The 11,569-nt window shown below is 52.2% G+C and carries 12 protein-coding genes; 4 read left to right on the top strand and 8 right to left on the bottom strand.

What is annotated here, in order from left to right:
* Positions 1 to 325: 325 nt before the first annotated feature.
* Complete coding sequence (locus AC1XDK_RS30565) at positions 326 to 859, top strand: ribbon-helix-helix protein, CopG family (RefSeq protein WP_483353800.1); 534 nt, start codon at positions 326 to 328, stop codon at positions 857 to 859.
* Between the two features lie 886 nt (positions 860 to 1,745).
* Here the strand turns inward: AC1XDK_RS30565 and AC1XDK_RS30560 are convergent.
* From AC1XDK_RS30560 to AC1XDK_RS30545, 4 genes are all read right to left on the bottom strand, one after another.
* Positions 1,746 to 2,990: a Cdc6/Cdc18 family protein gene (locus AC1XDK_RS30560; protein WP_483353799.1), complete on the bottom strand. Its 1,245-nt coding sequence runs from the start codon at positions 2,988 to 2,990 to the stop codon at positions 1,746 to 1,748.
* A gap of 645 nt (positions 2,991 to 3,635) precedes the next feature.
* The gene (locus tag AC1XDK_RS30555) at positions 3,636 to 4,115 is read right to left on the bottom strand and encodes a type II toxin-antitoxin system VapC family toxin (protein ID WP_231190303.1); all 480 of its coding nucleotides are present in this window, start codon (positions 4,113 to 4,115) and stop codon (positions 3,636 to 3,638) included.
* Positions 4,108 to 4,398 (bottom strand): ribbon-helix-helix protein, CopG family, encoded by a 291-nt coding sequence (locus AC1XDK_RS30550; protein ID WP_483353798.1) that lies wholly within the window; start codon positions 4,396 to 4,398, stop codon positions 4,108 to 4,110. Before AC1XDK_RS30550 ends, AC1XDK_RS30555 begins: the two co-directional genes overlap by 8 nt.
* 877 nt (positions 4,399 to 5,275) lie before the next feature.
* A complete protein-coding gene (locus AC1XDK_RS30545) occupies positions 5,276 to 6,355 on the bottom strand; it encodes a hypothetical protein (protein ID WP_483353797.1) in 1,080 nt (359 codons plus the stop codon).
* A 975-nt stretch (positions 6,356 to 7,330) separates the two neighbouring features.
* On the opposite strand from AC1XDK_RS30545, the gene AC1XDK_RS30540 reads away from it, so the two are divergent.
* Positions 7,331 to 7,690, top strand: coding sequence for a phage repressor protein (locus AC1XDK_RS30540; RefSeq protein ID WP_483353796.1), 360 nt, complete (start codon positions 7,331 to 7,333; stop codon positions 7,688 to 7,690).
* 20 nt (positions 7,691 to 7,710) lie between these two features.
* Here AC1XDK_RS30540 and AC1XDK_RS30535 read toward each other — a convergent pair whose 3' ends face one another.
* The 4 genes from AC1XDK_RS30535 to AC1XDK_RS30520 all read right to left on the bottom strand — a co-directional run bounded on the left by AC1XDK_RS30535 (position 7,711) and on the right by AC1XDK_RS30520 (position 9,849).
* On the bottom strand, positions 7,711 to 8,115 hold the full coding sequence (locus tag AC1XDK_RS30535) for a DUF8115 family protein (RefSeq protein WP_007979299.1): 405 nt from the start codon (positions 8,113 to 8,115) through the stop codon (positions 7,711 to 7,713).
* A 101-nt stretch (positions 8,116 to 8,216) separates the two neighbouring features.
* Positions 8,217 to 9,098: a ParA family protein gene (locus AC1XDK_RS30530; RefSeq protein WP_483353795.1), complete on the bottom strand. Its 882-nt coding sequence runs from the start codon at positions 9,096 to 9,098 to the stop codon at positions 8,217 to 8,219.
* A gap of 261 nt (positions 9,099 to 9,359) precedes the next feature.
* Positions 9,360 to 9,563 carry a hypothetical protein gene (locus tag AC1XDK_RS30525; protein WP_483353794.1) on the bottom strand — a complete coding sequence of 68 codons (204 nt, stop codon included), beginning with the start codon at positions 9,561 to 9,563 and terminating at the stop codon, positions 9,360 to 9,362.
* Between the two features lie 31 nt (positions 9,564 to 9,594).
* Entirely contained in the window at positions 9,595 to 9,849 is a 255-nt protein-coding gene (locus AC1XDK_RS30520) for a winged helix-turn-helix transcriptional regulator (RefSeq protein WP_483353793.1), read from the bottom strand.
* A gap of 178 nt (positions 9,850 to 10,027) precedes the next feature.
* Between AC1XDK_RS30520 and AC1XDK_RS30515 the strand changes: the two genes are divergently transcribed.
* The gene (locus tag AC1XDK_RS30515; RefSeq protein ID WP_483353792.1) at positions 10,028 to 10,426 is read left to right on the top strand and encodes an SWIM zinc finger family protein; all 399 of its coding nucleotides are present in this window, start codon (positions 10,028 to 10,030) and stop codon (positions 10,424 to 10,426) included.
* Positions 10,427 to 10,447: 21 nt separating this feature from the next.
* Positions 10,448 to 11,014: a SprT family zinc-dependent metalloprotease gene (locus AC1XDK_RS30510; protein WP_483353791.1), complete on the top strand. Its 567-nt coding sequence runs from the start codon at positions 10,448 to 10,450 to the stop codon at positions 11,012 to 11,014.
* The last annotated feature ends 555 nt before the right edge of the window (positions 11,015 to 11,569 follow it).

The following is an 11,569-nucleotide window of genomic DNA, read 5'->3' as shown; positions in this document are numbered from 1 at the left end:
TCGGATTACACTACGAACTGCCCACAGATTTCATTGAGGGTGCCGGAGTGGGTGCACTTCCGCTTATGGATTTAACCAGAAGTACACAACACACCACTACTTCCAGTGTAATCTGCCGATACAACGCCCCTATTACCCGAAAACAACCTTTCCTATTCTTATAAATCATATGCCGCTACATCAAACAGCGCCAGATCGGGTTAGTATAGCCTACTAACGAACTTCCGTTGATTGTCAATCATCTCGATTCGAAGTGGCTGTTTTTTCTTTTCGACTGTCACATGTCTGACGCGCTTTGATGCAGGTCGTGCGTGTTCTCTGCGACATGGATCAGATCACACTCCGCCTCGATGAGGATGTCCTTGCATCTGTTGAAGAAGAGGCAGAGGAGTCAGATACAACACGGACAGAATTTCTCCGTGATGTGGTTGAATCACGGCACGAAGGCAAAAGGATCCGAGACAGCTACGAGGAGCAGCTAGAAAGCCTTCAAGTCGAACACGAACAGAAGCTGAGTGAACTAGAATCAGAACACGAGCAGGAGGTGAACCGATTGGAGGAGAAGGCCCGTGAACTTCGGGAAGAACACAAACAGGAGGTGAACGAATTAGAGGCAGAACACGAACAGGAAGTCTCGAAACTCCGCGACCGTATCGACGCGCTTCGTGAAGATCGTGAGGAGAAGATTCGGTTAGAGGCTCGGGTTGAACAATTGGAGCGTGATCTTGAGCGGGTGCGTGAGGAGCGAAACAGTGCAAAAGCGAGATACAACGAAGCTCAAGGGAAACTGAAGGTTCGGAACTCCTCCGATGGAGAGGACGACTCTCGCGGGCTACTCGCACGGCTCTTTGGCCGATGATCTACCACGGTTCTACTCACTCATACTCTCCCGATAGGAACCACCGGTGCTACCCACTGTGATCGCAGTTCCGAATATGGATGGGCCACTGATTCGCCGCAAATGACTCCTCGCAGAGCGGACACGGCCGCCTCCGTTGTCCCCCCTTATACTGTGTCCGGCAATTCTCACAGACCCGATCAACGTATGACCGTGCCTCTGATGTGGATATTGGTCGAAATGTGCCGGTGCTGAGACAGAGAGTCGATCGCGCATCCTCACCGACCAGGTGACAGACACGGTCCGTTGGGGGAGGATCAACCGACACGAGGACGGTATGCGTCCCCTCGGGTAACTCAAGATCGTCCGTCCGTTCAGCGACGATCTCGTTTCCATGCTCGCCACTCATCATTCACTCGTTCCCACGGCTGTCCTGAAATATCTTTCACACCCGACTGCAATGGAACGCAATTGACGATCTCCCCACCCGACAATGAGTAGTACTAGAATCACGGGAAATCTTCTCGGTGGGAGTCGCGGCTGAAACGTATGGGCGATCTCCCGGAAAACCCGCTGTTCTGGCAGGTTTTAATAACTCTTCCATGGAGAGTTATTAGGCTGTTATTCAATTAGTCTATTTTTATCGGAGTGACTAAACCAAAACTTTTTAAACTTATTTCACTGCGAGAAGTGTGTTTTTGAACGATGATCACGTGGGAGGGGAGGTGTCCGAAGATACAGTCCCGTTCTTCTCCGAGGTTGCCTGAATCGAGTCGGCCGCATCGTCAAACCGAGTTGTCTCCTTCAGCACTGTGAGAACCAGTTCGAGAGGCACCAAACGCTCATAGTGAGAATATCGGCCTGCGGAAATGGTGGAGTGGGCTACGGAACCTCCGGAAACGATGGTTCACATCGAACTGATTTCAGAGTACTGGCTGTCAACGAGGTGACGGACACTCTGGTGAATTCCTACGAACTGGAGTGTATCATCGATCGCACGGAGCACATCGGATGGAGTATAATTGAGAACGTGAACTTTGTATTGACCACCCGTTTCGTCATGGTCGGTGGTTGAATCGATGATATTGAGGTCATTAAGTCGACTGTAGTAATCCCGTGCACGCCGTTCTGAGACGGGATCATGGCCACAGATCTGAGCTAACTCACAATAGAGGTCATACGCCTGGGCGGAGGTGATCTCCTCGTTGCCCTGTTCTTCGAGAATGGCAAATGCATAGCAGTTCAGTTTGATATTCTCCGGAAGGTCGGTGAGGACAGACATCGACCGCTGTGTCTCATACTCTTCCATTGCTTCATCAACAAGATCCTCTGTCACCGTCTCCAAATCACGCTCGCGAGCAAAATCGCCAGCAATTCGGATCAGATCAAGCGCCATCCGTGCATCACCACTGTTCCGTGCCCCGAGAGCCGCAACGTACGTGATCGTACTGTTTGTAACGACATCGTCATAGAATGCAAGCTCGACTCGTTGTCGGAGAACTTGTTCAAGTTGACCAGCATCATAGGGCGGAAACTCAATCACTCGTTCACGGAGTGATGAGCGGACATCTGACGAGAGATTTTCACCAAATGCAGTATCGGTACTAATCCCAATAAGACCAAGTCGTGTATTCGAAAGATCGCCGTAGCTTCGCGCTCGCGTCGTTTTGTACAGGAATGTGTTGATATTATCGACGTGATCGATTTCGTCGAGAACGATGAGCGCGGTACCTTCTAATGCGTCGAGCTCACTGAACAATTCTGAGTACACCTTACTCTCTGGGTACCCAGTTGTCGGGAGATAGTTCTCAGATTGGGAGATGAGACGATTGGTGAGCTCAATTGCAAGCTGATACGAGGTATTAACACCTTCACAATTGAGGTGAATCACCTCTAGATCGGTCTCAATGTTATCGGAAAGCTGCAATTGGCCGAGGACCCAGTGTGTAACAGCAGTCTTTCCGACACCGTTCTGGCCGTAGAGAAAAATGTTGTCAGGGTTCTCGCCATTGTACACAGGGAGCAACGCATGCATGTACTCCTCTTTCTTTTCATCACGACCAACAATTTCGTCGGGGATATAATCATCCGAGAGTGCATCTCGGTTCTGGAAAATAGTGGCTTCAGTCAGGTTGTCGAATGCAGAGGTCATTGGTGAAAATACTCGATTATTTTGTGACTGCTTGCTCTATTCAGTCAATGATATAGCAACATCAAAAAGTTATCGACCAGTAGTTCCGGAGGTTCCGTAGGGTACCCCCACGTTTCCGAAGGCCCACCGCACTTCCTTACGGGTGGCGTTTCCGGAGGTTCCGCAGCCCACACCATTATTTCCGGAGGCGAGGGTGAATAAGCATCGAATCGACAACAGGCAACGGATTATGCCGAGTTTACATACACCCCCTCCATTGTTTCCGGAGGTTCATTGAACTAGTAGGAGAATATTTGAAGAAGCGTAAAACTAGACTATACACTAAATGGTAATGTACCCAGTACGGATATGGTTACTCGTTTATCTATATAAAACTATCGTCTGTAAAGACTAGATTCTAAATCATGGTCCTCTTTTTGGACTCACCTCCGGAAACAATGGAGGGGGAGAGGTTCAGTTTCGATCTACGTCTCGTCCTTCGATTTCCGAATTCACCCAACACCTACGGAAATGGTGGAGGGGTCTGCGGAACCTCCGGAAACGGTGGTGGGATTCGAGAATCTCACGCAAACATCAGCATCGTCCTGTTAGTATTATCTACTAACTCACGAATCGGTCTTCCTGTACACCACATTCACAAGAGAGTCACGTCCGTGGAATGGGTGTCAATCCGAGGGTAGCAAAGTCGTCTGGGTCATACGTCAGAATATGCTCGGCATTTTCACGGTGGGCCTGGATGCTGATCAGATGGTCAGTAAACGACAATGTGTGGTCATCGTACTCGCTGAATTGCTCGCCAGCTGCCCAAAAGAGGTCATCTGATACACTCAAGATCTGGATTGCTTCCGAGTCACGGAGCGTCTCGAACGCCCGTGTTGCGGTTGCATGGTTGACATGGGAGTCAAGCAGGGTGATCAGTTCGTCGACAACATACTGGTTTGTGAGTAGTGGTCGGTAGGGTAATTCCGGAAGTGCTTGCATAAACTGGGTCACTGCCTCTGCGACTGGCGATTGGGTATCAAAGTATGGGTACAAGCCGCTTGTATCAAGAAAGAGCGGTGTCGCGCCTTGCCCTGGTGGGCTAAACTCTGGTGGAACGGGTAGCGAGCCATTCTTGTCACTCATCGTCATCCCCATGCGGACGCTCGTAGAGTGCGTCGTCAAGCTCATCCGGGGCGAGCGGCTCACCACGTCGGCCTTCATTGAGTTCAGCCATCACATCAGCGACCGCAAAGAGCGGATCACTCGGATCTGGCTCATCATGCGCGTCAATGTATTCGGCAGCGGCTTCTCGCAATGCCTCTTTCAGTGATTTTCCTTCGTCTTGCGCGAGACGACGAAAGCGGGCGTATTCGGCGGGATTGAGTTCAGTTTGGACGACTTTTGTATCGCTGTTTGTGTTCGACATGTACATGGACACCTCCATGTCCATAAGTTACTACGTCGTCAGAATACAAAAACGTCCCTTCTCTCGCCCTCCTAGTCATTGGGAGAACAGTTCAGTGAGATCGGATCGACGGACGCTATTATGACCGGTATCCTCGCTACTGAGGAGGCCCTTTGTGATGCTTTCCTCTCGCTCATACCTTTCACTAGGGCAGTGTTTTGAAGTGGTACTAGACTCGCGGAAAATCTTCTCAGTAGAAAATTGCTTCGGAGGTGTAGGCAGGGTTCCAGAAATCTCGTCAGAATAGCGGAGTTGATGACTTTCCGCACGGTAATTATTAGAGTATATATGGTTAGTCCATTCATATTTCTTAACTAAATCAAAACATTTTTAACCCTGTTCCAATAACAAAATCCGTAGCAGCGAATGCGAAGCAACGGACGGACTCAGTCCGTCCGTAGCAGCGACAGACGTCGCTGCTCTTCCCGTTTTCCCGACCTGCGTCTCACAGCCCCGCTACCGCAGACAATCAACCGCCTTCGTACTTTTCGCGCCGTCTCTCCGACGAGAAGATTTCCCGTGATTCTAGTACTACTTCCGCCAATCAGCTCTCTAATCGCAACACGTGACGGGGATTTGTTCCATCCGATTCCCCATTACCCGCCAAAGTAGTACCACTCTCCGACCGAGATTGACCGACACCTACCTATTACACTCGTTGTCACTCGCCGCTAGTTGCGTTTGCGATACTTCGACGTGGTTGCTCCCGACTCAACAGCGATTCGTTCGACTCAGTGTCTACAGCTGGCGCGATCTCGGCGTGTAGCCCTGCATGATCGAAGTGAAAAGAGAGAGCTAGCGCTACGGACTAGACGGGCGTACGTGGGTGTTAAGGGGACTACAGTAGTTTGGCTACATCATAGGAGACGTGATGGTCTTCGACGCGCCTGCGATGATAGCTGCCGACTTGGTTCTGGTATGCGTTGATGGCCCGCTTTGCGAGCAGTGTCAAGTGATGACAGCCGTCCTTTGCGTCGTCTATCATCTCTATATCGAGTGTTCCAAAGTCACCCTCCTGGAGATCGACCGCCATTCGCCGAGCGGCCACCGCACTCTTCAGTAACGCACCGAGGTCGGCATGCCACTCCTGTTCAGGGATTTCAGTTCCGTTCGCGTGATTCCACGTTGTGTGGGCGAAGACCGCCGGAACGTCGTCCTGAAGAGGTCCGTGCAGTTCGTCGATGATTCCCGATGCGGCGGTGAGATATCGCGCTTTCGAGGTGAAATACAGGTCTTTTTCTGGGTGCGGGTGCCGCCAGAAATGCGACCGAACGAGGTCACCGTACGTCTCTCGAATGTGTTGCTCACCGCGTGTCTGGTCCATGCGCGAGGTCAGATGCAGCGCATAGTCCTCGACAAGCTTGTCTAGCATGTCACCGGACACAACACCGCTCGTCATCTTCGATCGTGCCATGCCAGCCAGCACCCGTGAGGTGATTTTGTGATTCTGCCGGAGGGTTGTTTCACCGACGCGACTCGGGTGGACTTCAAACGTTTCGCCCCAATACCCACTGTCAACGAGATCGCCAGCGGCCTCTCGAAGCGTGTCATAGCAACACTTCGCTCCTTCGCTCGCGAGTTGCTCCGGTGTGATCGTCGCCGAGTAGTGAGCGGGATCACGGTCGGTCGGATCGTGGGCGTCCTCGTTGTCAAGCTCAAGGTCGTCCACCGAGAGGTCGCCCTGAGCGAGTGCGTGCAGATCCTCTTCTGAAACACGCCCTTCGATGAAGTGCTCGATGTCGAACTCGGGCAAGAGGTCGGCGAACCGTTGTTCAATCGCGTCGCGACCAGCTGCAGACTGTGAACAGTCTAATCCCGCACTGATCGCTTCGAGCATTGCTTTGTGGCGCGTATCGCTGTAGATTTTGACTTGCTCGGTTTTCGCTCCATCGCTTGTACTCGTCGCTGCCTCACTCATACAAAATCACCTCTGTATCCGACTGCGAACGTGCGCGTAGCTGTCGCGTACAGCACTGCTGCTTACTCTCATTTCGATGCTGCTGGGTCGTACCGCGTGATAGTGAGTCGATCATTGGACGTGTCGTAGGACACGCTGACTCGTTTCAGAGTCACTCTGCCGGACACAGGTGAGATTGCTATCGCTAACGCAATCCGAACAATTATGCCGACTGAGCAAGAAACAACAGTTGTGTGTTCGTCGGTGGGAGCGGGTGTTGGGCCACCCATTGACCGCCGACGGGGCTGTTATTTCTTGGCGCTGTGATGTGGTTTGCGCAGTCGTACGTTTCTCAATATAGGTTATAAATGCTACGGACACACCCCCTGACAAAAAGGTATCGGTCACAGTGGAGTCCGTGCATTGACTGCAAGGGATGCCGGTCTGACGCACCCTCATGACTGATCACACCTCCGAACGTGCTGCGGCCAGCGGTTCACTGGAATTCGTTGCCGACACATCGGACAAGGACGTGTTCGCGGTTTGCCTGTCTGTTGGGTCTGACAGTTGTCGCAAACACGATCAACTTCCGAGTCTGCTTCGAGGGAGGTGATCCGCTGAAAGGTCCCCTCACTGCCACAGAGTGGGGAGTGACTCCTATCGATTAGATGGCAGACGCGATCATTCGATGGCCCTTTTGTTGGCACGAGGACGGTTCGTGTCCCGTCCGGCAAATCCAGCCCGATCGTTGCTGTGGACGAAGTTGTCCACTGTTGGAGATTGGATTGCGTCGATTCCTGTTGGTTCTGGGGAAAAGTCCTTGGGGGTGGCGTGGTTTGTGTCATATGCGGTTTGGAAGGCTTAACGCGGGCGTGTGCTTGTGACACACGTCCGTTTGAAATTTCGAACGCTGAGCGCCCGCGCTAAGCTTCTACCTCACACGTGTGGATTCGTCCCACTTAGTTTTAACTGCTATAGAGGACAAGGTTACATCCTATGGTCTTCAACATCAACTCGGATCGAACTCGTTTATGGTCCTTCGAGTTTGTTATTGACCCACATATGATTCCTCGGGTATCATGGTTCTCCAAGATTGATTATCCGATCTGGCAATTCCTTGACGAGTATGATCTTATTCTCTCTCGAAAAGTGATTGCTGCTAATATTGACTATGATGCGGATTATACAGGCAAACGACTACGAAAATTCCGTGATGCTGGTCTGCTGACTCAACGCGAAGATCGTCTCTATGAGATTTCTGATTTAGGCTATGAGCTGCTCGCTGGTAATCTCTCGAAAGAGGAACTCGAAGCACTTGACCCGGAGAAAGCTGAAAACAGAACTGACGAACACTAACGATTGATTCCCATTCTGTACTAGGGCGCTCGAACCCAGTCAGCAACAGCATCCCGCCACATCTCAAATAACTCTGGGTCAGCCTCTTGCATCCCAACTCGAACAAACATTCCTAACAGCTCCCCCCGTGTCATCTGTTCATCTTCGGATGTGGGTCGTCCAAGCTCATTTTCGAGCTCTGTTCCAACTCGATCCAACAACTCAGGATTCGCCTTCAGTACATCAGTGAGAGCGGCAAGTTCCTTGTCCCAAATTGAGACTGTTTGATTCGTTCCGCTTGCCGATCGGTTGTGCAAGCTCTCCACGACCGCCTCCTGAAATTCTCGATATGCGTCTTCTTTCGCTACGTCTTGGATTCGATTCCCGCCCTGTGTTTCTTCCTTCAGAGCCTTGAGATCGCTATCAAGATCGCTTTCATCTACCATCTATGGTCTCCTATGTGTGTTCCCATGTGTATCTCTAAGTGATTTCCTATGTGTGTTCCTATGTGGATTCATCTGTGTGTGTCTATGTGGTATCGATTATTTCACTGGACTGATGGAGTGTTGGCAGTGGACTTGCCGACACGTGTCTCGAGGAGTTCTGCGTTCGCTTCATACGCCTCTAACGCACGATGGGCTGTCTTGGATGGTTCTTCGAGTGCAAAGACTGTCTCACCCTGTTTCTGTTGATTCTGAATGTCCTGGCTTGACGGAATCTGCTCGCCGATTGCATTTGGGTACTCGTCGGCAAATGCCTCGACATAGTGCTTGCCGAGCTTCGTTCGGAGATCAACCTCGTTTGGAATGACAAGCGTGAGTTCAATAGCGAGGTCGAATTGGTCGTTGATCTCCGCAACATCATCTTGGAGTGCAGCGGCTTGTTCAGCTTCGAAGGGACCTGGACGGACAGGAACCATCACATTCTCGGCGGCCCACAACCCATTCAGTGTGACATTATTCGTCACTCCCGGTAGGTCGATCAGTACGAAATCATAGCGGCCGTCGATCGAGTTGGTGAGAAACTGATCGAATCGAGAATACCGCTCGCGAGCGTTGTCAACTGAGTTGAGTTCGGCATCAAGACCATCAAGTGCTTCTGTTGCGGGGATGAGATCGGGGCCTTCGCCGGTTGGGGTGACGAGTTCATCGACTACATCAGGAAGTTTCTCAGTGATCTCTTTCCACTTGTCGCGGAACACGGTGGAGATATCGGGCCACGCATCGGGATCTGGCGTGATCCCAAACTGCTTGCTCAAATCGCCTTGTTTTCCAGCAAGATCGATAAGCAGTACATCATACCCTCGCTGTGCGAGTGCGACGCCGAGATGAGCGGTGGTTGTGGTTTTTCCCACGCCGCCTTTGTCGACGAACGTTGCAATGGTGTGTGTCGGTTGAGAGTCTGTTTCTTCCGTCATTGGGATCACCATCTAAACATAGCTAACGCTCTGTGTATAAATTTATCTTAAGCATTGTGTATAGATATGTGGATACACATAGGCGTGATATGTGTGGATAGAGGGCCTAAAAACACGGAATATGGTTCAGAGAAAGTGGTGGCTTCCGCACTATCCAGCGTCGGTATGGGCGACACTGACGACTGATCTCCTGGCGATAATTAAACGGAAGGCGGGATGATGTGCCTCTGACTTGGTGGTGGTTCCCGCAAAAGTGAGAGACTTATTATTGTCCTACGCTCGTGACGAACGCGCGAGTAAGTCTCGCACATCGTCGCGGATACCGATTCCCGCGAGGACAATGAGCGCGATCCCAATCACGGCAGCAACCGTCTTGCCAGCCGTTGCGGCAAGCCAGTCATGGCCGAACAGGGCGAACGCGCCAAGCAAAATCAGCAACAGTTCATTGCTGTCTCGTATGTGAGTGATGACGTTCATGGCATGATCGGCTGAACCGCCTCAGTGCTCATCATGAACTTCCTCCGGGAGAGTCATCGGGAAGCCACCAGATGACAACTCGTGGTGTGAGCTTGGCCCGCTCAACTTTCCCCTCTTCATGGAGCCGAGTGAGCCGATTATGGACACCTGGCCGTTCGACATCAAGTGCATTTGCGATTGATGCGGCTGTCTGGGCAGGCACTGGCTCTTGCTGAATGACTGCTAGAACATCTTTGTCGGTTATTTTCTCCTCGAATTGTCCCTGTTCATTCCGGTCGCGTTCCATACTCTCAGTTGGCTCTCTGGACTAATAAAACCTCTTACCATGTAGTAAACCGGTGGTTTTATGACCCTTTACCACATAGTAAGAGGTGAGAAGGACGCTCCCCTCGGGGGAAATCAGAATTCCCCGCGCTGCTACAACAGCGCGGGAGTGGGCTTCTCACAAACCACGGTAGAAACCCATGAGTACGAAATCGCCTACGGAACTTGAATCTGACGAGAAGGCACAGAAACGCGCGCAGTGGGAACAGTTTGGCTTCCACCTCAAAGCCCCCGGCCAGGTCGAAGTGACCAACGAGAGCCACGACAACCCCGCTGAACACCAATACGTCGTGACGCTGGACGACGTAACGGGCGACGCAATGGCGTGTACTTGCCCGCATCACGTCCACCGGAGCGCGTTCTGCAAGCACATGACTGCCGTCGAGAACGCGACGGATGACGGGACGCTCACGGCGTTCCCATCGGACGACGAGACGGACGAAAACGACACTGAATCGGCAGACTGCGACTGTGACGGCCTGAATGGCTTCCCGTGCTGGCCGTGCGTTCGTACGGGTCGCAAAGAACTGCCGAACTAATTCCGTCTCACTTTTTCATTTATGTCACGCCAAACAACGCTGTCCGATGGTGCCCAGCGAACGCTGACCGAGTGCGCGGAGACGACCGAACGCAGCGACACACCGACGACAGAGCGCGGCCTGCTCGACCGAACGCAAGCACACGCGGCGGACGTTGCCGCTGAGCATTTCCCAGATTTGCCGGTTGAGGCGATTGCGTGGGAAGTGTCCCAGCGACGACAGCGGTCGGCAGGAGCGACGAAATACGACTCTGCGAACGGCGAGATAACGATCTCGCTCGCATGGGACGCATTCGAGCAACACGGCTGGGAGCAATTCAGTTCGACCGTGCGTCATGAACTGATCCACGCATGGCAGTATCACGAGTTCGGCAAAGCGAACCACGGGCGAACGTTCGCCCGCTGGACGGATGCACTCGACACCTCACAGTACTGCGAGCGATTCACATCGCCGAACTGGTGGGTGATTTGCGATGGGTGCGGTGGAAAACTTGCACGCTATCGCCGCTCGAAACTCGTCAAACAACCCGAGCAGTACAGCTGTGGCGACTGCGGTGGGTCGCTGCGCGTCGAGGAGGTCACCGAATGACGCAGAAGTACCGCTGTCCCCACTGTTTGGGAGTTATTGGGACGATGACGGTGGCGGGTCCGTCGCGGGTCCATGTGAGTCCGTGCGGCCATCGTCTCGCTGCACCGGATGCCGTGCTTGAGATGGGCGATTTACACCCTCCCCGTCCTGATGTGTGGGTGACGAATTTCCTCGCTGACTCTCACTAACTCTCGCGAACGCTTTCGGTCCTCCCTCATCCATTTATCCATCCGTTTTTCGGCGGTACAGGTGCTAACAGGCGTTAGTATGTTATACTAACTTTCGTGTATTCACTTCCGGTCTGGCTAGCAATGAACCCACCTAACAATTTGATTTAGGTCGGCGACAACGAGCGTGGGCATTGATGGCAGTAATCGCGACCAAGCTAGAAGTGCTATCCGGTAGTCTGCTCGATGCGATTGACAATGTCCTCACCGACGAGGACAAACAAGAAGACTGAACCTAATTTTCTGCTGGTTAAATCCATAAGCAGAAGTGGACAACCCACGGAAACCCTCGAATCGATCTGTGCGCAGTCCGTGGTGCAGATCTCCC

This window comes from Haladaptatus sp. HS23 (assembly GCF_056892285.1).
Note: the sequence above shows the minus strand (reverse complement) of the source record. Positions and strands in the feature narration are given on the sequence as shown.

What these genes read in the sequence shown, in the direction of transcription:
- AC1XDK_RS30510 (WP_483353791.1), top strand. Translation starts at nt 10,448, where the DNA reads ATGTCACGCCAAACAACGCTGTCCGATGGTGCCCAGCGAACGCTGACC.
- AC1XDK_RS30530 (WP_483353795.1), bottom strand. Translation starts at nt 9,098, where the DNA reads ATGGTGATCCCAATGACGGAAGAAACAGACTCTCAACCGACACACACC.
- AC1XDK_RS30515 (WP_483353792.1), top strand. Translation starts at nt 10,028, where the DNA reads ATGAGTACGAAATCGCCTACGGAACTTGAATCTGACGAGAAGGCACAG.
- AC1XDK_RS30525 (WP_483353794.1), bottom strand. Translation starts at nt 9,563, where the DNA reads ATGAACGTCATCACTCACATACGAGACAGCAATGAACTGTTGCTGATT.
- AC1XDK_RS30535 (WP_007979299.1), bottom strand. Translation starts at nt 8,115, where the DNA reads ATGGTAGATGAAAGCGATCTTGATAGCGATCTCAAGGCTCTGAAGGAA.
- AC1XDK_RS30555 (WP_231190303.1), bottom strand. Translation starts at nt 4,115, where the DNA reads ATGAGTGACAAGAATGGCTCGCTACCCGTTCCACCAGAGTTTAGCCCA.
- AC1XDK_RS30560 (WP_483353799.1), bottom strand. Translation starts at nt 2,990, where the DNA reads ATGACCTCTGCATTCGACAACCTGACTGAAGCCACTATTTTCCAGAAC.
- AC1XDK_RS30540 (WP_483353796.1), top strand. Translation starts at nt 7,331, where the DNA reads ATGGTCTTCAACATCAACTCGGATCGAACTCGTTTATGGTCCTTCGAG.
- AC1XDK_RS30565 (WP_483353800.1), top strand. Translation starts at nt 326, where the DNA reads ATGGATCAGATCACACTCCGCCTCGATGAGGATGTCCTTGCATCTGTT.
- AC1XDK_RS30520 (WP_483353793.1), bottom strand. Translation starts at nt 9,849, where the DNA reads ATGGAACGCGACCGGAATGAACAGGGACAATTCGAGGAGAAAATAACC.
- AC1XDK_RS30550 (WP_483353798.1), bottom strand. Translation starts at nt 4,398, where the DNA reads ATGTCGAACACAAACAGCGATACAAAAGTCGTCCAAACTGAACTCAAT.
- AC1XDK_RS30545 (WP_483353797.1), bottom strand. Translation starts at nt 6,355, where the DNA reads ATGAGTGAGGCAGCGACGAGTACAAGCGATGGAGCGAAAACCGAGCAA.